Source organism: Saccharopolyspora dendranthemae (assembly GCF_007829955.1).
GTDB lineage: Bacteria > Actinomycetota > Actinomycetes > Mycobacteriales > Pseudonocardiaceae > Saccharopolyspora > Saccharopolyspora dendranthemae.
The window spans coordinates 748,522-770,488 of sequence record NZ_VIWX01000002.1; the positions used below are offsets into that span (position 1 = coordinate 748,522).

The following is a 21,967-nucleotide window of genomic DNA, read 5'->3' on the forward strand; positions in this document are numbered from 1 at the left end:
ACCGCCACGGCGGGCTGATCATCAACGGGAGGCTGGGAGCGACGGGTGTGAGACGCGCGTTCTCCGGGCTGGTGCGAGATGCGGAGGCGTGCGGCTTCGCGGATGCACCGCCTGCGAAGCTCGATCCACGCCGTTGGTTTCTCGTGCCACAGGACCAGCGTTCGTCAGGAGGATCGCATGGACTTCGGCGTCTTCATCCCGATCGGCAACAACGGTTGGCTGATCTCGGAGAACTCACCTCAGTACAAGCCCTCGTTCGAGTTGAACAAGCGCGTCGTGCTGGAGGCGGAACGGCAGGGCTTCGCCTTCGCGCTGTCGATGATCAAGCTCCGCGGATTCGGCGGCAAGACCGAGTTCTGGGACCACAACCTCGAATCGTTCACGCTGATGGCGGGTCTGGCCGCGATCACCGAGCGCATCAAGCTCTACGCCTCCACAGCGGTGCTGACGCTGCCGCCCGCGCTCGTGGCCAGGATGGCCACCACCATCGACTCGATCGCCCCCGGCCGCTTCGGCATCAACATCGTGTCCGGGTGGGCCAAGGCCGAGTACGAGCAGATGGGGTTGTGGCCGGGCGACGACTACTTCGGCCACCGCTACGACTACGCCACCGAGTACGTCCGCGTCATGCGCGATCTGTGGGAGCACGGGACCTCGACGCTGGACGGCCGGTTCTTCCAGATGGACGACTGCCGCCTCGAACCCCGCCCGTCGAGCCCGATCGACATCGTCTGCGCCGGGCAGTCGGATCGCGGGATGCGGTTCTGCGCGGAGGTGGGCGATTACAACTTCGTCCTCAACCCGGGCGTCAACGCGCCGGGGGCCTACGAGGAGCCGGTCCGGCGGCTGGCGGAGCAGTCCGCCCGCACCGGGCGCGACGTCGGCTCGCTGCCGCTGTTCATGCTCATCATGGACGACACCGACGAGGCCGCGCGGGCGAAGTGGGAGTCCTACCACGCGGGCGCGGACGTCGCGGCGCTCGGATACATGTCGGACCAGGGAGCCCAGGACACCACCGCGGACTCGACCGGCACCGCGCGCACCATCACCCTGCCCGAGGGCGCGGTCAACCTGAACATGGCGACGCTGGTGGGCTCCTACGAGACCGTCGCCCGCCACCTCGACGAGGTCGCGAGGATTCCCGGTGTGGAGGGCCTGATGTTCACCTTCGACGACTTCGAGCGCGGAGTCCACGACTTCGGCGAGAAGGTCAAGCCCCTCCTGGGATGAACGCCGGTGCGGCGGGGGCGGTTTCGCCGAGTTCGCCCGTTGAGCGTTCCGTTCGTGGGGTGGGAAGTTTTCATGAAAACGTCCCACCCCACGACGTCACCCCGCCGAGTCGGTCAGAGCCGTTCGATGAGCGTCGCGTTGGCCATCCCGCCGCCTTCGCACATGGTCTGCAGCCCGTAGCGGCCCCCGGTGGTGGTCAGGTGGTTGACCAGCGTCGTGAGCAGGCGCGTGCCGGAGGCGCCGAGCGGGTGTCCCAGCGCGATCGCGCCGCCGCGCGGGTTGAGCCGGGCCGGGTCCGCGTCGAACTCGCGCTGCCACAGCAGCGGCACCGGCGCGAACGCCTCGTTGACCTCGTAGGCGTCGATGTCGTCGATGGACACGCCGGAGCGCTCCAGCAGCTTGCGGGTGGCGGGAAGGACGCCGGTGAGCATGAGCAGCGGATCGCTGCCGGTGACGGCGAAGCTGTGGAACCGGGCCTTCGGCCGCAGTCCGAGCGCGCGAGCCTTGGCCTCGCTCATGATCAGCACGGCCGAGGCGCCGTCGGTCAGCGGCGAGGAGTTGCCCGGCGTGATCCGCCAGTCGATCTCCGGGAACCGCTCGGCCAGCGCCTCGTCGGCGAACGACGCGCGCAGTCCCGCGAGCCCTTCGGCGGTGGTGGACGCGCGCACGGTCTCGTCGGTGGTGGCCGCGCGCTCGGCGCCGTCCTCGCCGGTGACCGCGATCGGCAGGATCTCGTCGTCGAAGGCGCCGCCCGCGGCGCTCAGCGCGGCGCGGGCGTGGGAGCGGGCGGAGAACTCGTCGAGCTCGTCGCGGCCGAACTTCCACCTCGCGGCGATCAGCTCCGCCGAAACGCCTTGGTTGATCAGCCCTTCGGGATAGCGGGCGGCCACCGAAGGGCCGCCGGGGCTGGTGCCCATGGGTGCTGTTCCCATCGGAACCCGGCTCATCGATTCCACGCCGCAGGCGATCACCGCGTCGTAGGCGCCCGCGAGGACGCCCTGCGCGGCGAAGTGCGCGGCCTGCTGGCTCGAACCGCACTGCCGGTCGATGGTCGTGGCGGGCACCGATTCCGGGAAACCGGCTCCCAGCACCGCGTTCCGGGCGATGTTGCGCGCCTGCTCCCCGGCTTGGCCGACGCATCCGCCGATGACGTCGTCCACCTCGCCCGGGTCGATGCCGGTCCGCTCGACGAGTCCGCGCAGCGTGCGCGCGAGCAGCTCGGCGGGATGGACCCCGGACAGCTGCCCTCCTGGTTTTCCCTTGCCCGACGGGGTTCTGATCGCGTCGACGATGACGGCGTCCATTGCTCCTCCTTCGACGGCGTACTGAACGATCGCTAAGCGACGCCGGGGTGTCAACACGGTGACGAGCGACGTGCGGGTCTTGGTTACTTATCGCTCGCTCAGTATGCTGCGACGCGGTCGATATCTGAGGAGGCGGAAGTGGACATCAAGGGTGCTGTCGCGCTCGTGACCGGGGGTGCGTCCGGGCTGGGCCTGGCGACGGTGAAGGAGCTCCACGGGCAGGGCGCGCAGGTCGTCATCGTGGACCTGCCGTCGTCGCAGGGTGAGGCCGTGGCCGACGAACTCGGCGACGGTGTCGTGTTCGCCGGCGCCGACGTCACCGACGAGGAGCAGGTCACCGCAGCTCTCGACGCCGCCGAGGCGCTGGGGCCGCTCCGGATCGCGGTGAACTGCGCCGGCATCGGCAACGCCGCCAAGACCGTGGGCAAGCAGGGCGCTTTCCCGCTCGCGGACTTCACGAAGGTCATCAACATCAACCTCATCGGCACGTTCAACGTGCTGCGGCTGGCGGCCGAGCGGATCTCCCAGACCGAACCGGTCGGCGAGGAGTGCGGCGTCATCGTCAACACGGCGTCGGTCGCCGCGTTCGACGGCCAGGTCGGGCAGGCCGCGTACTCGGCGTCCAAGGGCGGCATCGTCGGCATGACGCTGCCGATCGCCCGCGACCTGGCGAACCTGAAGATCCGGGTCTCGACCATCGCGCCCGGCCTGTTCCACACCCCGCTCTTCGCCACGCTGCCCGAGGAGGCGATCGACTCGCTGGGCGCGCAGGTCCCGCACCCGTCGCGGCTCGGCGACCCCACCGAGTACGGCTCGCTGGTGCGGCACATCGTCGAGAACCCGATGCTCAACGGGGAGACCATCAGGCTGGACGGCGCCATTCGGATGGCGCCTCGCTGAGGCGATCACCGAACCGGCCGGCGCGCGGCGCCGGCCGGTATGGTCGCCGCAGGCGGGGAGAGGAAGAGACGTGATGGCTCAGGCGAGCGCGGCGGAGCCGGACACCGAGTCCGGGTGGCGGGAGTTCGGTCCGCTCGGACTGACGCCCATCCTCGACGCTGCGCTGGACGAGTTCCGCGAGAGCGGGTTCCACGGTGCGACCGTGCGGCAGATCGCCCGGCGCGTCGGCATGACCGTTCCCGCGCTGTACTACCACCACGAGAACAAGGAGGGGCTGCTCGTCGCGCTCCTAGAGCTGGGCACCGGTGAGGTCGCGTGGCGCGTGCGCGCCGCCGCTCGCGAGGCCCAGGGGAATCCGCGCGAGCAGTTCGTGAGCGTCATCGAGGCCGTCGTGCTGCACATGGCCTACCGGTTCCGGCTGGCCGTGATCGACAGCGAGATGCGCTACCTGTCGCCGAGCAACCGCCGCCGCTACGGCGCGCGCCGCAAGACCGTCGAGAACGTGCTCACCGAGGTGATCGAAACCGGGAGCGCCGACGGCACTTTCCGCATCGCCGACGCTGCCGAGACCTCGCGCGCGCTGCTCGGGATGTGCCAGTCCGTCGCCCGCTGGTACCACCCGGACGGGCCGTTGAGTCCCGAGGACCTCGCGGCCCGCTACGTCGACATCACCCTGATGGCCGTCGGCGCCCACCCGCGCCTGCGTCGCTGATCCAGCCCGCCCTGTTCGGCACGAGTTCCGCCGAGTGCCGTTGCGGCGCAGTGCGATTCCGCTCCCACCGCGCGCCCGGTGAGCCACGCTGAAACCTTCTTTCACTAATTGGCTAGTGTTTTGTGCTAGGGTTCGGGCTGGGTCGCGGACGAGAGGGTGGCAGATGTTCTGGGTGGCGTGGCGGCAGCAGTGGGTTCAACTGCTGGTCCTGGCATCCCTGCTGGTGGTGGGGGCGATCGCGATGGTGCTGCTGCGCCTCGACGCCGAAGCGGCGATCGTCGAGCGCGGAATCGCGCATTGCCTGGTCGACAAGTGGTTCGTCGAACCCGGTTGCCGGCAGTCGGTTCAGGACTTCCAGGAAGTGCACTACGACCGGATCAAGTACGCCGAGCTGGTGCTGAGCTCGATGCCCCTGCTGCTCGGCGTCTTCTGCGCCGCGCCGCTGCTGGCGCGCGAGCTGGAGAGCGGCACGCACGTGCTGGCGCTGAGCCAGTCGGTCGGCCGGATGCGGTGGCTGGCCGTCAAGCTCGCGGTCGCGCTGGTCCCCGCCGTCGCGGTGCTCGCCGGGTTGAGCGCGGTGCTGCAGCAGTGGCTCGCCTCCGTCGGCTGGCTCGGGCCCGCCAAGGAAGGCCTCTACGCCGCGCTGAACTTCGACAACAACGGCGTTCTCCCGGTCGTCTACACCGTTTTCGCGTACCTGCTGGGGGTGTGGGCGGGAGTCGCCACGCGGCGCACCGTGCCGGCGATGCTGATCGCCGGAGCCGGCTACGTCGTCTTGCGCTTCGCCGGGGTGGTGCTGCTGCGCCGGCAGCTCGCGACCGGGCTGGGTGGCGAGGAGGGCCATTCGTACACGACGTTGCTCGCGCCCGAGCACTTCTGGTCCATGCAGTCGGTCGAGGCGGTCGTGTTCGTCGTGGTCGCCGGAGCTCTCCTGGCGGACGCGGTTCGGCGGCTCCGCGGCAACGCGATGATGCGCTAGGGGAGGGTCGTGACGTGATCGAGTTCCGGATCGACCGCCGCTCGGGTGTCGCCACCTACGTGCAGATCGTCCAGCAGACCAAGCAGGCCCTGCGGCTGGGCCTGCTGTCCGAGGGCGATCGGTTGCCGACCGCGCGGGAAGTCGTCGAAGCCACCGCGATCAACCCCAACACGGTCCTCAAGGCCTACCGCGAGCTGGAGCGGGAAGGGCTGGTGGAGGGCAAGCGCGGCCAGGGCACGTTCGTGCGCAAGTCGCTGGCCAACAGTCAGACCACCAGCGATTCACCGCTGAGGCTGGAGCTCTCGGCGTGGATGGACCGGGCGATCGAGGCCGGCCTCGGGGCCGATGACGTCGACGCCCTCCTCAACGACGTCCGCAACGCGAAGTTTCCGCACACCGACTCCCCGGGGCAGGGATGATGACCACGCAGATCCAGACGACCGCGTTGAGCGTGAACGGACTGACCAAGACCTATCGGACCGGTCGGGCTCTCGACGACGCCTCCTTCTCGCTCCCGCAGGGCGCCATCGCGGCGCTCGTCGGAGCCAACGGTTCGGGCAAGTCCACACTGCTGTCGCTGCTCGCCGGCCTGCTCGCACCGGATGCCGGGACGGTGTCGGTCTTCGGCGACGACCTCGGCGCGGGTACCCACACCCACCCGCGTGTGGCGTTCCTGGCGCAGCGGCGCCCTCTCTACGCCGACATGACGGTGCGGGACAACCTGCGCATCGTCGGAGCGCTCAACGACCGCTGGAACGACGATCGGGCACGCGAGGTCCTCGACAAGGGGCGCATCCGGCTCGACGCCAAGGTGCGGACCCTCTCGGAGGGACAGCGGGCCCTGGTCGGCGCCGCGCTGGCGCTCTCGCGCGAACCCGACCTGCTGCTGCTCGACGAGCCCCTGGCCGGCCTCGACCCGCTCGCCCGCGAGGACCTGCTGCGGATCCTGATGGCCGACGTCGCCGACCGCGGCACGACGCTGCTGATGTCCGCGCACGTGCTCAGCGACCTCGAAGCCATCTGCGATCACCTGGTCCTGCTGGAGGACGGCTGCGTGCGGCTGTGCGGGGGGATCGACGACCTCCTCGCCGACCACCAGTTCCTAGTCGGGGCCAACGACGTGACCGGCCCGGTGCCCGCGGAGGCGGTCGTCGACGAACGCCGGACCGATCGTCAGGCCACGCTGCTGGTCAGGGGAGAGACCGACGCCGCGGGTTGGGACGTCGAGCGCCCGAGCTTGGAAGCCTTGGTGATCGGCTACCTGCGCGCGGGTCGCGAACGCTCCTGAGACAGCGATGAGATGGCGGTGCGGGAAGGCGGTGGAGTAAGTTAGGCTGACCTAACTACCTGTGAACGTGTTGAGGAGTTCGATGGCGACCTACCTGACCGTGACCGATGCGGAGATGGTGACTCCCCGGGTGCGGCGCCTGTGGTTCCGGAGTGACGACCTGTCGGCCTTCGCCGAGAGCGTGCACACCGACCGCTACGTGAAGCTGGTGTTCCCCAAGGCGGGCGTGCACTACCCGGAACCGCTGGACGTCAAGGCGATGCGCGGCAGCTTCCCGGCTGAGGACATGCCCACCGTGCGCACGTTCACGGCGCTGTTCCCGGACGTCGAGCGCGGCACCATGGCGATCGACTTCGTCATGCACGGCGACCGGGGGGTCGCCGGCCCGTGGGCCGCGAACGCCGCGCCGGGAGACCGGCTGATCGTCAACGGTCCCGGCGGTGCGTACCGGCCTGATCCGGAGGCCGACTGGCACCTGCTCGCCGGGGACGAGTCGGCGCTGCCCGCGATCTCCGCGGCGCTGGCCGCGATGCCCGCCGACGCCGTGGTGCGCGTGGCCATGCTCTTCGACTCCCCGGCCGAGGCTCCGGAGCTGACGCTGCCCGCGGGCGGCGAGGCCACCTTCGCCTACCGGTCGGAGGTCGGCGAGGACGGTGCCCTGGAGAAGGTGGTGCGCGAGCTGGAGTGGCTCCCGGGCCGCGTGCACGCGTTCGTCCACGGCGAGGCCCAGGAGGTCATGCGCCGGATCCGCCCGTACCTGTTCCGCGAGTGCGGAGTGGCGCGCGACCAGGTGTCGGTCTCCGGCTACTGGCGGCACGGCCGCACCGAGGAGTCCTTCCGCGAGTGGAAGGCCGAGTTCGCCAAGGCCGAGGCCGCAACTCGCTGAGACGGGTTGCCGTCACGCGGCGTTGGCGCTGCGCAGCGTCCGCATCGCCTCGGCGAGCCGCTGCGACTGCTGCTCGCCGAGCGGCTCCAGGATGCGGCTGCGCAGGATCTCGGCGCAGACCGCGCGAGCCTTCGCGGCGACCTCCAGTCCGTGCTCGGTGAGCACCGCGTAGACGACGCGGCGGTCTTCGGCGGAGGGTTCCCTGCGGATGAGGTCGGCCTTGGCCAGCCGGTCCGCGACCTTGGTGAACCCGCCGCTGCTGAGCGCGGCCTCCACGGCCAGCCGGGTCATCGGCAGCCGGTGACCGGGGGAGCGCAGGAGCCTGATCAGGATGTCGAACGAGCCGGGGGCCAGCTCCACGTGCTTGCTGATCTCGCTCATCAGCAGGTTGTGGGTGCTGTGGTAGCCCTCGATGACCAGACCCCACCAGGTCACGGTCTCGTCATCGTCGGGCAGGTTCCCCTCGCGGGGCACGGTGTCGGTTCCCTTCTCAGGACTCATCGGGTCTCCCGTTCTCGCCGACGTGGTGACGGCTCCGGCCCACAATCTTACACGCAATCATCTTGTGCGAGAGATATTCATCCGGTGGCCTTCCCGAGGCCGCGCCCGGGGCCCCGAGCGCCGCCGGTTCGCTCTCCAGGGGCGGGGCGGTGTGCACTGTGGAGTGATCACCGCGCTCTGACCTGCCGTTAGCGGCGTCACAAACTCGCCACCCGGGTGCGTGCGGAGTGATCTGCGTGCGAGCATCCTCCGAACCCAACATCGCGTCGCGCCCGGCAGCGGCGGTTCGAGGAAAGGCTGATTCCTGGTGCAGGTCTTGTGGGGCATCGGCGGCATGATCGTCGTACTGCTGCTGGCGTTCGCGATGTCGACCAACCGGCGCGCGATCAACCTCCGCACCGTGCTCGGCGCGCTGGCCATCCAGCTCGTCTTCGCGGTCGTGGTGCTTCGCTGGCCGCTCGGCCAGCAGGCGCTGACGGCGCTGGCCGCCGGCGTCACCAAGGTCATCGAGTCGTCCAAGGAGGGCATCGACTTCCTGGTGGGGCCGATCATGCCCTCCGAAGGCACGGTCGTGGCGTTCCAGGTCCTGCCGATCATCATCTTCGTGTCGTCGCTGACCGCGGTGCTCTACCACCTGCACGTCCTGCAGTGGGTGGTGCGCATCATCGGTGGCGCGCTGCAGAAGGCCCTGGGCACCACGCGAGCGGAATCGCTCAACGCCACCGGCAACATCTTCCTGGGGCAGACCGAAGCGCCGCTGCTGGTGCGCCCCTACCTGTCGAGCATGAGCCGCTCCGAGTTCTTCGCGGTCATGGTCGGCGGCCTGGCCACCGTGGCGGGCACCGTGATGGTCGGCTACGCGATGCTCGGCGCGAAGCTGGAGAACCTGATCGCCGCGAGCTTCATGGCCGCTCCCGCCGGTCTGCTGATGGCCAAGCTGATCATGCCCGCGACCGCCGACGAGCCGGGTTCCGACGCCGGCTCCGCGGCCGAGGACGACAAGGCGGCCGAGGAGGAAGCGACCCAGAAGGTGGCGCCGGGAACGGCGGCACCCGCGCTGGACGAGAAGCCGCGCAACGTCATCGACGCGGCCGCCACCGGGGCATCCGACGGTCTGAAGCTGGCGCTCAACGTCGGCGCCATGCTCTTCGCGTTCGTCTCGCTGATCGCGCTGCTGAACCTCATCGTCGGCGCGCTCGGCGGCCTCGTCGGCCTGCCGGACCTGACCCTGCAGCAGATCCTCGGCTACGTCTTCTCGCCGCTGATGTGGGTGATCGGCGTGCCGTGGCACGAGGCGGTCGCCGCGGGCGGCTTCGTCGGCGAGAAGCTGGTGATCAACGAGTTCGTGGCGTTCACCGACTTCGGCCCCCAGGCGGGCAGCTTCAGCGAGAAGACCACCACGATCGTCACCTTCGCGCTGACCGGTTTCGCCAACCTCGGTTCGCTGGCGATCCTGCTGGGCGGGCTCGGCGGCTTGGTGCCCAGCCGGCGCGGCTGGATCGCCAAGGACGGCATCCGCGCGGTGCTGGCTGCCACCCTGGCCAACCTCCTGAGCGCGACCATCGCGGGCATGTTCGTCTGATCCCGCAAGGGCTGCGGTGCGCAGCCCTTCGATTTCGGTGCGGGACGTCCCGTGCGGCCACGGCCACGATCGCCATCCCGGTGGCGATCGTGGCCGTAGTCGTTGTTCGGGGTGTGGTGGCGGGCGAGATCGGCTCGTGCCTGACCAAGCGATTGTTTGGTACGGTGCCTCTGCTGTCCGAGGTGGGGCGCGGGAGGCGCGATGCTGATCAGCGACGTGGTGGGTCTGGCCGCGGGGCGCGAGCCCGAAGCGCCCGCCTTGGTCTTCGGGGGCGCGACCTGGACGTTCGGTCAAGTGCACGCCGAGGTCTGCCAACTCGCCCACGGGCTGCGGGAGATCGCGCGCGCTGGTGACCGGATCGCGGTGCTCACCGAGAACAGCCACGAGTACGTCCTGAGCTACTACGCGGTCCCGCTCGCCGGGATGGTGCTGCTCCCGCTGAACTACCGGCTCACGCCCCGCGAGATCGCCGACCTGCTCACCGATGCGGCGCCGACGGTGCTGATCACCGAGGCGAAGTACCTCGACACCGCGCGGCACGCCGCGGACACCGTTCCGTCGGTCCGCACGGTCATCACCATCGATGACGTCGCGGGCACCACGCCGTTCCGCGAGGTGGTCGAGGGCCGGCCGGAGACCGAACCCGAGCGTCCCGACGAGAACGCGGCGGGCTGGCTGATCTACACCTCCGGCACCACCGGCCGGGCGAAGGGCGCCGTTCTCACCCACCGCAACGTGGTCGCCGGTGCGCTCAACGCGGCGCTGAGCTGGCCGCGCGCGGTGGAGGACCGCCCGGTCTCGCTGATCCCGTGGCCGCTGTGCCACATCGCCGGGTACAACGTGCTCGTCGCCCACCTGGCGGCCGAGACCGTGGTGCTGCTGCGCCGCTACAGCGCGGAGCGCTTCTTGGAAGCCGTGCAGCACCACGGCGTCACCACCACCACGGTCGCGCCGACGATGCTGGCGATGCTGCTGCGGCATCCCGCGCTCGACTCGTGCGACACCTCCTCGATCACCCGCATCGGGTACGGCTCGGCGCCGATGCCGGTGGAAACCCTGCGCGAGGCCATGACGCGGTTCCCCAACGCCGGGTTCCGCGCCGGGTTCGGCATGACCGAGCTCGCCGGGAACGCCCTCGCGCACGGTCCCGACGGGCATCGCGAGGCGGCGGCCGGGCGCCCGGAACTGCTGGCGTCGGCGGGCAAGCCGATGCTGCTGTCCTCCGCGCGCATCGTCGACGACGGCGGAGCTGAGCTCGGCCCGGATCAGGTGGGCGAGCTGGAGATTCGCGGCGACCAGGTCTTCTCCGAGTACTGGAAGCGTCCGGAGGCGACTGCGGAGGCCTTCCGAGAGGGGTGGTTCCGCACCGGCGACCTCGCCCGGCGGGATGCGGAAGGCCGGTTCGCGATCGTCGACCGGCGCAAGGACATGATCTTGACCGGCGGCGAGAACGTCTACTCCCGCGAGGTCGAGGACGTCCTGCACCAGCACCCGGCCGTGGCGGCAGCGGCCGTCGTCGGGACTCCCGACGAGCTGTGGGGAGAGCGCGTCGTCGCCGTCGTCGAACCGGTCGGCGACCGGCATCCCACCGAGGACGAGATCCGCGAGTTCTGCGCCGATCGCCTAGCGGGCTACAAGTGCCCGAGGCAGCTGCTGGTCGTGGACGAACTGCCGCGCAACACCGCGGGCAAGGTCCTCAAGCGCGAGATCCGGGAACGGGTTCGCTGACCCCAACGAGGAGGAACACCAGTGGAGATCAACGGCAAGAGGGCGGTCGTGTTCGGCGGAGCGTCGGGCATGGGCCGGGCGAGCGCGGAACTGCTGGCGGCGCAGGGCGCTTCGGTCGCGATCGCCGACCTCGCCGGCTCGGCAGGCAAGGACGTCGCCGAGCAGCTGGGCGGCACGTTCCACGAGGTCGACGTCACCGACTTCGACGGAGTGGAGCGCGTGCTGGACGCGGCCGTGGCCGAGCTGGGCGGGCTGCACATCACCGTCACCACCGCCGGTGGCGGTCTCGCCCAGCGCACGCTCGGCAAGAAGGGCCCGCACGATCTCGACGCGTTCCGCCGAATCCTCGACCTCAACACGGTCGGCACGTTCAACATCAGCCGGCTGGCGGCGGCGCACATGAACAACAACGAGCCCGAGGACGGAGAGCGCGGGGTCATCATCAACACCTCGTCGATCGCCGCGTTCGAGGGCCAGATCGGCCAGGTGGCCTACACCGCGGCCAAGTCCGCGATCGCCGGGATGTGCCTGACCATGGCTCGTGACCTCGGCTCGATGGGCATCCGGGTGCTGGCCATCGCGCCGAGCCTGTTCGAAACCGGCCTGCTGAAGGGCGCACCGGAGGACATGAAGGAGGCGCTGGTCAAGGACGCGGCGTTCCCGCGCCGGATGGGGCGTCCGGAGGAGTACGCGAAGCTCGTGCGCGCCATCGTGGACAACCCCATGCTCAACGGCCAGTGCCTGCGCCTGGACGCGGGCCAGCGTTTCGCTCCGAAGTGAGCCTTGGCAGCGTGAGCTGATCGGGTAGCCTGCCCGAGTTGATGAAGGTGAAGTCACTTCACATTCTCGGAGGAGCAGGTCATGCCCGTAGCCAGGAGGCAGGTGCTGGCCGCGGCCGCTGCCGCGCCGCTCGCCGCCACGATGTTCGGCGCCACCCCCGCGTCGGCTCAGGGATCGACCGGGCACCTGGTCGGGCGCGGGGTCGCCGACGTGACCGGCCCTGCCGCGGAGAACGGCATGATGGGCTACTCCATGCCGCAGCAGCAGACGGCCGGCATCCACCTGCGCACCCTCGCCCGAGCGTTCGTCGTCGACGACGGCGCCCACCGCGTGGTGTTCGTGACCGCCGAGCTGGGCGCCTTGTTCCAGTCGGTCCACCAAGAAGTGCTGCGTCGCCTGGGCGAGACCTACGGCGAGCTGTACGCCGAGCACAACGTCCTGCTCAACGCCACGCACACGCACGCGGCCTGCGGCGGCGACTCGCACCACGCCGCCTACGACCTGGCGACCATGGGGTTCCAGGAGCAGACCTTCAACGCCGTGGTCGAGGGGATCGTCGAGGCGATCGGCCGGGCGCACGACGACCTCAAGCCCGGCAGCCTCTCGCTCGGGCGGGCTGAGCTCACCGACGCCAGCGTGAACCGCTCGCGCAGCGCCTTCGACCTCAACCCGGCCCAGGACACCGAGCACTTCCCGCAGGCCATCGACCCCGCGGTCACGGTGTTGCGCTTCTCCCAGGGCGGTCGCGACGTCGGCGCGATCACCTGGTTCGCCACTCACGGCACGTCGATGACCAACGGCAACCACCTGATCAGCTCCGACAACAAGGGGTACGCGGCGTTCGCCTGGGAGCGCGACGACGCCGAGTTCGTCGCCTGCTTCTCGCAGACCAACTCCGGTGACATGTCGCCGAACCTGAACCTGGAGCCCGGTTCCGGTCCGACCGACGACGAGTTCGACAACACCGAGATCATCGGCCGGCGCCAGTTCGACGCCGCCAAGCGGGCTTTCGGCTCCGCCCGCGCTCCGATGAACGGCCCGGTCGACTCCCGGCTGTGCTACGTCGACCTGTCCGACGTCACAGTGGACGGACGATTCACCCCGGACGGGCGGGAACATCGCACGTGCACCGGCGCCATCGGACTGTCCATGTTGGCCGGGAGCACAGAGGACGGTCCGGGAATCCCGATCGGTGAGGGGATCCGCAACCCGCTGCTCGACTGGCTCGGTGGGGCGGACGTCCCGATCCCGCCGGAGCTCGCCGACGAGCAGGCGCCCAAGCCCGTGGCGGTGCCCTTCGGCGCCATGAAACCCCACCCGTGGTGCCCGCAGATCCTGCCGTTGCAGCTGATGCGCATCGGCGAGCTGTACCTGGTCGCAGGGCCCGCGGAGTTCACGATCGTCGCCGGCCTGCGGATCCGGCGCAGCGTCGCGGCCGAGCTCGGCGTACCGCTGGAGAACGTGCTGATGCAGGGCTACTCGAACGCCTACAGCCAGTACGTCACCACGCCCGAGGAATACGACGCGCAGCAGTACGAAGGCGCATCGACGCTGTTCGGCCGCTACACCCAGCCCGCCTACCAGCAGGAGTTCACCAGGCTGGCCGCCGCGATGCGGGCAGGGCGTCCGGTCCCGCACGGGCCGACGCCGCCGGACCTGAGCGGCACGCTGCCGAACTTCCAGCCGGGCGTGGTCTTCGACGCCCCGCCGCCCGGCCGCGCCTTCGGCGACGTGATCGCCGAGCCCGCGAGCGGCTATCGGCGGGGTGAGCAGGTCGCGGTGGAGTTCGTCACCGGGCACCCGAAGAACGACCTCCGCCGCGGAGGCACCTATGTCGAGGTCCAGCGCCTGCTGGACGGCCGCTGGGTGCCGGTGGCCGACGACCGCCACTGGTCGACCAAGTACCATTGGAAGCGCAGTGGTGTCGCCTCGTCCACGGCGACCATCACGTGGGACGTCCCGGCAGGTTCGCCGACCGGTCGTTATCGGATCGTCCACAACGGAGATTGGAAAGCGCCCGGATCGGGCGAAATCACGCCGTTCACCGGATCGAGTCGTGACTTCCTGGTGGCCTAGAACGGCGGAGATCCTTCGCGTGGTCGAATCGTAATGTCGGAGCGTGGGAAAAACGCCTTCGGGAGTTCGACACGGGTGGAACTCAACGGCGTGGTCGCGTACACCTGGGGACAGCACTTGACAAGTCCGAACCAGGAAGGTGTTCATGACCTCTTCGCCGAACGAGCCCGGCCAGAGCGGCTCCGAGAAGAAGCCCGCTGAGGAGCCTGAGGCCTCGGCAGCGGAGCAGTCGGAGAGCTCGAGCGCCGCCGGCCACGGCGACGCCGAGACCGGCGCGGAAAAGTCGGGTGCCGAGCAGACTGGTGCCGGGCAGGACGAGTCCGGGACGAAGCCGGCCGAGGCCGAGCAGGCCGAAAAGGTCCAGCCGGTGGCCGAAACGCCTGAGACCGCTGACGCTTCCGGGACCGCCGAGACGTCCGGGGCGGACGCGACGTCGGAAACCGCTGCGCCTGCTGGGGCTTCCGAGCCCGATGCGTCCTCTGAGGCCGCTGGGACTTCTGAGGCCGGTGAGCAGCCCGCCAAGAAGAAGAGCAAGGTCGGCATGATCATCGCGGTGGCCGCCTCGGTGCTGGTCCTCGCCGCAGTGGCCGTCGGTGCCTACTTGTTCTTCAGCGCAGGCACCGCTCAGTCGGCCGCCGATGATTACGCGGCGCTGTCGAGCAAGGAGACGCAGGACCCGCGCAGCGTGAGCGTCGACGACTACCGCGAGGTCGTCTGCAGCAAGGCGATGCCGCAGATCGAGGAACTGCAGAAGCAGAAGGAGGAGTTCCTCAAGGTCGCGAAGCCGCAGGACTTCGAACAGCTCAAGCAGGTCAAGACCTCGGTCAAGTCCGTGCAGGAGCAGGGCGAGTCGGGCACCGTGCAGATGGAGTCCTCGGTTCCCGGTTCGCCGCCGGAGACCGCGCAGCTCCAGCTGGTCAAGGAAGACGGCAAGTGGAAGGTCTGCGCCTGAGCGGTTTCGCTCGGCCCACCTGAGCTCATCTCGCTGGGGGTGGCGGTTTCAGCCGAAACCGCCACCCCCAGCGACGTTCAGGCCACGGCCAGCTGAGGCTGACGGCGCAGCGCTCGACCGAGGGCCAAGGCGCCGGGCCCGGTGCAGGCGAGCAGGAGGAACGACCAGGCGAACAGCGCTGCCTGCTCGCCCTGGTTCTGCAGGGGCAGCAGGCCGTCGGGCTGGTGCACCGCGAAGTAGGCGTAGGCCATCGAGCCGGAGGCCAGCACGGCGGCTCCGCGGTGCAGCACGCCGAAGGCCACGAGCAGGCCGCAGACGAGCTGGATGACGGCGGCCCACCAGGAGGGCCACGCGCCGAGGGTCACGGTGCCGCCCGACCCCGGTGCCCCGCCGAACACCCCGAACAGCGATGCCACGCCGTGGCTGGCGAACAGAGCTCCCACGACGATGCGGAACACGCCGAGGGCGTAGGGCGCGAGGGTGGCTTCTTTCCTGTCAAGACTGGACATTCGCGACTCCCTGGGTGCAAGTGGACACCCTCGAGCTTTGAATTAGGGTAGCCTAATGTCAAGGTGATGATCCTGACTGTCCAGAAGGCGAAACGGCCCTGACTGCGAACGGCCGACCCGGTGCGAGCCGCTGGCCCTGCCGCGATTCCGCTGGTCAGAGGCTCACCGCAAGCTGGTAAACGGCAACGGGTCAGCCGGTGTACTTCCGGCCGATGTACTCCTCGCCCGCGAGGGTCGGCAGCCGCGTCCACCCGGCCCGGTCGTGGTGCCGGTACCCGATGTCGAACCTGCCCGGTTCCAGTCCGTAGAGGACGCGGTCCACCGTTCCCCAGGGCGGCGTCTCCGGGCCGCCCGGCAGCGCTGAGGCGACGCGCACGAAGGTGGCGGTGTGCGTGCTGGTGCCGAAGTTGCCGCCCCAGTCGGTGAAGGTCGAGTTGGACAGCACGCCCTGATCGATGTTCTCGGCCGCGCTGACCCGCACCGTCGGCGGGGTGGTGATGCCGTGCGCGACGGTCGCCTGCTCGACGTCCGGCCACAGCATCGCGGAGAGCTGGTCGGCGAACACCGTCTCGCCGTCGGTGATCGTCGTGACGGGCCGGATCTTCGTGAGGCGCGGTTCGCCGACCGCCAGCCAGGTTCCCCGCTGCGCCGCGACGACGCGGATGGCCCGTGCGGACGGCGGCAGGCCGACCGCGAGCTCCTGCCAGTGGCGGGCGCCCAAGGCGGCGTCGGGGCTCAGCGGGAGCTCGACGACGCCTGAGGCCGTGTCGGCCTGCACCGCGAGCCGGTGAGCGGTCAGCGCTTCACCGAGCACGGGAACCGTCACGTGGGTGCCGTCGCCGTGGGCGGGCACGGAGTACCAGCCGGTGACCAGCGTGCCGCGTCCGGTCGGCGTGGAGGTGTAGCTGTGCCACACCGGCCCCGGCGCCGAGGGCGGTACGGGGAGCGGCCGGGCGGAGGCGAAGTCGCCGCGCACCACGGCCGGCTGCGCCGGAGCCGCCGGTTGCGCCTCGGCGTTGCCGAGCACCTGGACGTGATCGGCGAGCCCGGCCGTGGTGCCGCTGGTGGCGAACTCGAAGCCGCCGCTGGCGACCGTCCAGCCCGGTGCCTGCCGGAACGGGGCGTAGGCGAAGACCGCGAACATGCCGGTGACCAGGAGCAGCGCGGTGGCGATCAGCACTCCGCGCTCCGGGCGGAGCAGGACGCCCAGGTGGTTGCGGCGGCGCCAGAGGCCGAACGCGGCGATGACCACCGCCAGGCCGACCCACAGCTTCGCGTCGCGCAGGAACACGTCCCCGACGTGCGGCGCGGTCATGCTCAACTCGATCTTCGACAGCGACGCGGGCAGGTGGTTGCCGAAGGACTGGCCGCGATCGCTGAAGGGCTTCCAGATGTTCGGCCCGGAGAACCCGGCCGCGGCCACCGCGATCAGCACGCCGGTGCCCGCGATGCTCGCGATCGCACCGGTGGTGCGGGGGAGCGGCGAGCGCAGCAGGGCGGTGGTGAGCAGCACGATGGCCGGAGCGGCCAGCGCGCCGAAGTGCAGCACCCACTTCGTGGGGCTCAGCGCCAGGAACGCCATGGCCAGCGCGGTGATCACGGCGCTGGTGAGCATGAGCCAGCGGACGGTGTCCGGTGCGGTGCGCCGCCCGCGGCCCAGCGCCACCAGCAGGCCCACGCCGAGGGTCATCAGCACCGGCAGGCGCAGCGCCCAAGGGCCGGCCATCAGGGTGTCGATGTGCCGCCACTCCTCGTACCAGGCGAACGCGCCGTAGTACCAGCGGTGCACCTTCGTCGCCTCGATCACGTCGCCGAAGGTCGCGTCGGCGAAAGCGACCGGAACGAGGGCGGTTCCAGCCGCCACCAGCACTGAAGCCGCCGCCGCGCGCGACTTCCACGTCCGGTCCCGCAGCCATCGCCACAACCACGGCAGGGCCGGGACCAGCGGCGCCCACGCCACCAGGCCCGAGGGTGAGCAGCTCAGGGCGAGCGCTGCGGCCAGGGTCGCCGCTGCGGCCGCCGGGATGCTCTCGCGGCGGCGGGCGGTGTCGGCGAGCAGCATCGACACCGCGGTCAGGCACATGATCAGCGGCTCGGGACGCAGGGACATCCCGTAGGGCAGCCACCAAGCAAGGAACGCCAGTCCCAGCGCCCACGGCACCCACCGGTGGCTCGCGGTGCGGCGGCCGAGCGCGGTGATCAGCAGCGTGCGCAGCGCCCACCAGGTGATCAGCCCGTAGGCGAGGGGCAGCAGCCGCAGCCACCACAGCGAGAACTCGCCGATCTGGCCCCAGAACTGCATCAGGTACTGGCTGAGCACGAACGGGTTCTCGGTGGCGTTGAACATGTAGATGTAGTTGCCGAGGTATCCGGAAGCGCCGGCGTTGCGGGACATCAGGACGTACCAGGCGTCGTCGTACTGCACCGGTCCGAGCAGCACCCACGCCCCGGTGGTGAGGCCGACGAGCAGATCGACCCAGCGCGGCCGTGCTCTCGGGAGCCGGACCGGGCCCCAGAGTCGCCACGCCAGCACGGCGGTGGCCGTCAGAGCGCCCAGATGTGCCAGCAGCAGAAAGGTTTTCAGCCCGTTCGGCTGCGAGTTGTAGCGGTCGTCGGTGTGCAAGGTGACCGCGAGCCCACCGCTCTGCGGCAGTCCCTCGGCCGCGGTGCTTAGCGCCGACACCACGGGCACCGGAGTGCCGGGGAAGGCCGCGAGAGGGGTGGAGTCCCGGGCGATCGAGAGCCCGCCTGCGTTGCCCTCCACGCGGTAGTCGCAGCCTCCGGCGGGGATCGGTTCGTCGAGGAGCCGGGTGTTGCCCGCGAGCACCGAGACCCGGCCCGCGGCGGCGGTCACCGTCAGTCCGGTCGTCGGGTTCGCCCCGGCCGGAACGGTGCGCAGGACGTCGCCGGTGCCGACGGCCCGCAGCGCGGCGCACGGGATCGTCGCCCGCAGCGACAGAGGCCGGGGCGGGCTCAACGGCAGCGCCGTGGAGGCGGGCAAGCTGCCCGCCTGCGGCCACGACACGACCGGATCCGACGCGGTGACCGGAGCGAACGGGATCGCGACGCCCAGCAGCACGGTGACCGCCGCCAGCACGCCGCACCACCACGCGCGCCGATCGGGCGGAAGCGGCCGGGCGGGCGCGCCGCGCGTGGGGGGAGCTTCGCTCAGTTCGAGGGGTGATTGCGAGACGACCACGCGCTAGTAATCGACAGCCTTCGGCGTCCACTGCAGTACCCGATCGAGTGTGTGCGGAAATTCCGAAGTTTCGCCGATGACGATGGTGAGAGCGAGAGTGGCGATGGGAGTTCAGGTTTTCACTCGTCGGCGGATTGTGCGCGAGCGGGCGGTGGACGGACGATCGATCGACTCGCAGAATCCGACGGATTTTCGGGAGTGCGCCGATGACAGCGGAGAATTCGCGGTTCACGATCAGTCGACGACGCGCGTTGCAGGCGGGAACCGGTGCGGCGGCGGCATTCGCGCTCGCACCTCGCGGGCACGTCCGCGCGGCGGGTGCCGAGGTGACGCTGCGGCAGGGGACCAACCTCTGCGCTGCCGCCGCTCCTGACGGGCGCATCGCGTTCGACCTGGTCAGCGCGATCTGGGTGCTCGAACCCGGTGGCGGCGCGGCGCGCAGGCTCACCGATGAGCTGCAGGACGCCACACAACCGGACTTCTCCCCGGACGGCGCGAGCCTGGTGTTCCAGTCGTACCGGGACGGCAACTTCCACCTGTGGACGATGAGCGCCGACGGATCCGGGCTGCGGCAGCTGACCGCGGGTGGGCGCGACCACCGGGAGCCGCGGTTCTCCCCGGACGGCCGGACTCTCGCGTTCACCTCGGACCGGGCCGGCGGCAGTTATCAGGTCTTCGTGATGGACCTCGCGTCCGGCGTCATCACCCAGGTCACCCGCGACCGGCCGGACGTGTCGATGCCCAGCTGGTCACCGGACGGCGGTGCGCTCGTCTACGTCGCCGGGGACACCGCCATCGAGCGGATCGAGCTGTCCTCCGGACGGATCAGCACGATGGTCGACGGAGGAGCCGAGAGCACGCTCTACGGGCCGAGTCTCGGTCCCGATGGCCGGCTCGCGCACGTGCGGCTCGTCGGGTCGCGGCGAGATCTCGTGGTCGGCGAGAGTGCCGTGACCGAAGGTGAGGACGTCTTCGGTTTCGCCCCGCGCTGGACAGCTCCCGCCGAACTGCTTTACACCGCGGACGGCGTCGTGCGCCGACGCAGCCTCGCGGGAGGTCGCAGCGAGGTTCCGTTCGCCGCAGCGGTTCCGGTGCTGGCCCGGCGCGATTTCCCGCAGCGACGACCGGGAGTGCGCGGGCCGGAGGTCACCGGCATCGCGAGCCCGGTGTGCTCCGCGGACGGGCAGCACGTCGCCTTCCGCGCGTTGAACGCGCTGTGGGTGATGCCGATCGGCGGTGAACCCCGGAAGGTGGTCGGTGACGGGTACTTCGCCTCCGACCCCGACTTCTCGCCGGACGGGCGGCAGCTGCTCTACAGCAGCGACCGCGCCGGGACCGCTGATCTCTGGTCGCACGACCTGGAAACCGGCGCGGAGCAGCGCATCACCGACGTGGAGGGCGCGGCGCTCACGGCCCGTTTCGCGCCGGACGGCAGGCGGATCGCCTACCAGGACGAGGACGGCGCGACGTGGATCGCGGACCTCGGCGGGGGAGAGCCGCGCCGGCTGACCTCGCCGATGTTCCAGCCCGGCCGCCCGGACTGGTCGCCGGACGGCAGGACGCTGGTGCTCGCCGCGGTCAAGCCCTACGGCACCCGGTTCCGCGAGGGGACCAGCCAGGTGTTGCGGGTGGACGTGGAGACCGGGGCGCTGCACTACACCGAGGTGCTGCCGTTCCGGTCGCTGGCGACCCGGGGCGACGACGGGCCGGTGTGGTCGCCGGACGGGCGGCACCTCGCGTTCGTCGTGGAGTCGACGGCGTGGGTCGTCCCGGTCGACACCGCAGGCGCGTTCACCGGAGCGCCCCGGCAGGTCACCACCGAGCTGACCGACTCGCCGAGCTGGCGCGACGCCGAGCACCTGCTGTTCCTCAACGGCGGTGAGCTGCGCTCGGTGCACATCGGCACCGGCGAGGTCTCCGCGATCCCGCTGGAGCTGCGCTGGACACCCGCCGAGGTCGTGGAGAACCGAATCGTGCGCGCCGGGGCGATGTGGGACGGGGCGTCCCCGCAGCTGCGCCGCGACGTCGACATCGTGCTGGCGGGGGAACGCATCGCCGCCGTGCTCCCGGCGCAGGACGGCCGCGCGAACCTCGACGCCCGGGAGCTGACCGCGATGCCCGGCCTGATCGATGCCCACGTGCACTGGCACCTGCGCGGCAGGCAGTGGGGCGATCGGCAGGGACGCGCGTGGCTGGCGTACGGGATCACGACCACCCGCTCACCGGGCGACCCGGCGTACCAGATGCAGGAGACGCGGTAGGCGCTGACCTCGGGCGACCGCGTCGGACCGCGCTTGTTCGGCACCGGTGAGGCGATCGACGGCGGGCGCACCTACTACAACTTCATGCGGTGCACCCTCAGCGAGCAGCAGCTGGCGCTGGAGATGCGGCGGGCCTCCGCGCTCGACTACGACATGGTGAAGACCTACGTGCGGCTGCCGGTCGCGTTGCAGCGGGCCGCCATCGCGCAGGCGCACGCGCAGGGCAGACCGCTGAGCTCGCACTACGTCTACCCGGCCGCCAACCTGGGCATGGACGGCATGGAGCACACCGGCGCCACCAACCGCCTCGGCTACTCCCACACCTGCGACGATCTCGGCAACTCCTACGATGACGCGGTGTCGCTGTTCACGGCCAGCGGGATGTCGCTGACCCCGACTCTGTTCAGCTCCTCGGGCATGTACGACGCGGATCGATCGCTGATCGAGGACCGGCGCACGCGGGTGCTGTTCCCGCCGTGGGAGTACCAGCGGTTGCTCGGTGAAGCCGAGGACGCGGCGGGTCCTCATGGCGTGATCAGGCGTGCTCAGCTGGCGGGGCAGGTCGACATGCTGCTGCGCGTGCAGCGCGGCGGCGGGTTCATCATCGCGGGCACGGACTCCCCGCTGGACAACATCGCGGTCTCGCTGCACATGAACCTCCGCGCCATGGTCGCCCACGGCTTCACGCCGCACGAAGCGCTCACCACCGCCACCCGCAATCCCGCTCGCTGGCTGGGGCTGGCCGGGGAGCTCGGCGAGATCCGCGAGGGCGCCTACGCCGATCTCGTGCTGGTGTCCGGCGATCCGCTGTCGGACATCACCGCCGCGGCGGCGGTCCGCACGGTCATCAGGGGCGGCCTCGTGCACACCCCGGACTCGCTGCTGGCCCCGTTCGAATCGCCCCGCTCCGAGGTCGCCGCCGCGGTCACCGGGACCCATCGGGCGAGGCCGGAGAACGACGCGGCGTTCTGGTGGCACGAACCGGAGTGGGCGCATCGGGCCTGCTGCGAGCACCCCCGCTTCGCCTGAGTCGCGGGACGCGGCCGAATGGGCGAATCGGAGCCGACCCGCGGGTAGGTA

Annotated in this window: 18 protein-coding genes; 14 read left to right on the forward strand and 4 right to left on the reverse strand. The window is 70.4% G+C overall.

Annotation, left to right across the window (positions count from 1 at the left end; genetic code table 11):
• Nucleotides 1–177 precede the first annotated feature (177 nt).
• On the forward strand, nt 178–1,230 hold the full coding sequence (gene rutA, locus FHU35_RS12210; protein WP_145738692.1) for a pyrimidine utilization protein A: 1,053 nt from the start codon (nt 178–180) through the stop codon (nt 1,228–1,230).
• A gap of 113 nt (nt 1,231–1,343) precedes the next feature.
• On the opposite strand, the gene FHU35_RS12215 is transcribed toward rutA, so the two are convergent.
• On the reverse strand, nt 1,344–2,534 hold the full coding sequence (locus FHU35_RS12215; protein WP_145738694.1) for a thiolase family protein: 1,191 nt from the start codon (nt 2,532–2,534) through the stop codon (nt 1,344–1,346).
• Between the two features lie 138 nt (nt 2,535–2,672).
• On the opposite strand from FHU35_RS12215, the gene FHU35_RS12220 reads away from it, so the two are divergent.
• From FHU35_RS12220 to FHU35_RS12245, 6 genes are all read left to right on the forward strand, one after another.
• Entirely contained in the window at nt 2,673–3,434 is a 762-nt protein-coding gene (locus tag FHU35_RS12220; protein WP_145738696.1) for a 3-hydroxyacyl-CoA dehydrogenase, read from the forward strand.
• A gap of 73 nt (nt 3,435–3,507) precedes the next feature.
• Complete coding sequence (locus tag FHU35_RS12225; protein WP_145738698.1) at nt 3,508–4,146, forward strand: TetR/AcrR family transcriptional regulator; 639 nt, start codon at nt 3,508–3,510, stop codon at nt 4,144–4,146.
• A gap of 163 nt (nt 4,147–4,309) precedes the next feature.
• Complete coding sequence (locus FHU35_RS12230) at nt 4,310–5,125, forward strand: hypothetical protein (RefSeq protein ID WP_145738701.1); 816 nt, start codon at nt 4,310–4,312, stop codon at nt 5,123–5,125.
• 14 nt (nt 5,126–5,139) lie between these two features.
• Complete coding sequence (locus FHU35_RS12235) at nt 5,140–5,544, forward strand: GntR family transcriptional regulator (protein WP_145738703.1); 405 nt, start codon at nt 5,140–5,142, stop codon at nt 5,542–5,544.
• The gene (locus FHU35_RS12240; protein WP_145738705.1) at nt 5,544–6,413 is read left to right on the forward strand and encodes an ATP-binding cassette domain-containing protein; all 870 of its coding nucleotides are present in this window, start codon (nt 5,544–5,546) and stop codon (nt 6,411–6,413) included. The genes FHU35_RS12235 and FHU35_RS12240 overlap by 1 nt, the downstream gene beginning before the upstream one ends.
• Before the next feature lie 82 nt (nt 6,414–6,495).
• Nucleotides 6,496–7,299, forward strand: a complete 804-nt coding sequence (locus tag FHU35_RS12245) for a siderophore-interacting protein (RefSeq protein ID WP_186459392.1) — start codon at nt 6,496–6,498, stop codon at nt 7,297–7,299.
• Nucleotides 7,300–7,311: 12 nt separating this feature from the next.
• On the opposite strand, the gene FHU35_RS12250 is transcribed toward FHU35_RS12245, so the two are convergent.
• Nucleotides 7,312–7,800, reverse strand: a complete 489-nt coding sequence (locus FHU35_RS12250; protein WP_145738709.1) for a MarR family winged helix-turn-helix transcriptional regulator — start codon at nt 7,798–7,800, stop codon at nt 7,312–7,314.
• 307 nt (nt 7,801–8,107) lie between these two features.
• Between FHU35_RS12250 and FHU35_RS12255 the strand changes: the two genes are divergently transcribed.
• The 5 genes from FHU35_RS12255 (at nt 8,108) to FHU35_RS12275 (ending at nt 14,918) form a co-directional block, all read left to right on the forward strand.
• The gene (locus FHU35_RS12255) at nt 8,108–9,382 is read left to right on the forward strand and encodes a NupC/NupG family nucleoside CNT transporter (protein ID WP_222429353.1); all 1,275 of its coding nucleotides are present in this window, start codon (nt 8,108–8,110) and stop codon (nt 9,380–9,382) included.
• 201 nt (nt 9,383–9,583) lie between these two features.
• Nucleotides 9,584–11,110 carry an AMP-binding protein gene (locus tag FHU35_RS12260; RefSeq protein ID WP_145738711.1) on the forward strand — a complete coding sequence of 509 codons (1,527 nt, stop codon included), beginning with the start codon at nt 9,584–9,586 and terminating at the stop codon, nt 11,108–11,110.
• A gap of 21 nt (nt 11,111–11,131) precedes the next feature.
• A complete protein-coding gene (locus FHU35_RS12265; RefSeq protein WP_145738713.1) occupies nt 11,132–11,890 on the forward strand; it encodes an SDR family NAD(P)-dependent oxidoreductase in 759 nt (252 codons plus the stop codon).
• A gap of 81 nt (nt 11,891–11,971) precedes the next feature.
• Nucleotides 11,972–13,966 carry a neutral/alkaline ceramidase gene (locus FHU35_RS12270; protein ID WP_145738715.1) on the forward strand — a complete coding sequence of 665 codons (1,995 nt, stop codon included), beginning with the start codon at nt 11,972–11,974 and terminating at the stop codon, nt 13,964–13,966.
• Between the two features lie 145 nt (nt 13,967–14,111).
• Nucleotides 14,112–14,918 carry an Rv0361 family membrane protein gene (locus FHU35_RS12275; protein WP_145738718.1) on the forward strand — a complete coding sequence of 269 codons (807 nt, stop codon included), beginning with the start codon at nt 14,112–14,114 and terminating at the stop codon, nt 14,916–14,918.
• Nucleotides 14,919–14,995: 77 nt separating this feature from the next.
• Here FHU35_RS12275 and FHU35_RS12280 read toward each other — a convergent pair whose 3' ends face one another.
• Together FHU35_RS12280 and FHU35_RS12285 are read right to left on the reverse strand one after the other, a co-directional pair.
• Nucleotides 14,996–15,427: a DoxX family protein gene (locus FHU35_RS12280; RefSeq protein WP_145738720.1), complete on the reverse strand. Its 432-nt coding sequence runs from the start codon at nt 15,425–15,427 to the stop codon at nt 14,996–14,998.
• A 190-nt stretch (nt 15,428–15,617) separates the two neighbouring features.
• A complete protein-coding gene (locus tag FHU35_RS12285) occupies nt 15,618–18,524 on the reverse strand; it encodes an arabinosyltransferase domain-containing protein (RefSeq protein ID WP_186459393.1) in 2,907 nt (968 codons plus the stop codon).
• 308 nt (nt 18,525–18,832) lie between these two features.
• On the opposite strand from FHU35_RS12285, the gene FHU35_RS12290 reads away from it, so the two are divergent.
• Together FHU35_RS12290 and FHU35_RS12295 are read left to right on the forward strand one after the other, a co-directional pair.
• Nucleotides 18,833–20,887, forward strand: a complete 2,055-nt coding sequence (locus FHU35_RS12290; RefSeq protein WP_145738724.1) for a PD40 domain-containing protein — start codon at nt 18,833–18,835, stop codon at nt 20,885–20,887.
• 33 nt (nt 20,888–20,920) lie between these two features.
• Nucleotides 20,921–21,916, forward strand: a complete 996-nt coding sequence (locus tag FHU35_RS12295) for an amidohydrolase family protein (RefSeq protein ID WP_145738726.1) — start codon at nt 20,921–20,923, stop codon at nt 21,914–21,916.
• Nucleotides 21,917–21,967: the final 51 nt, after the last annotated feature.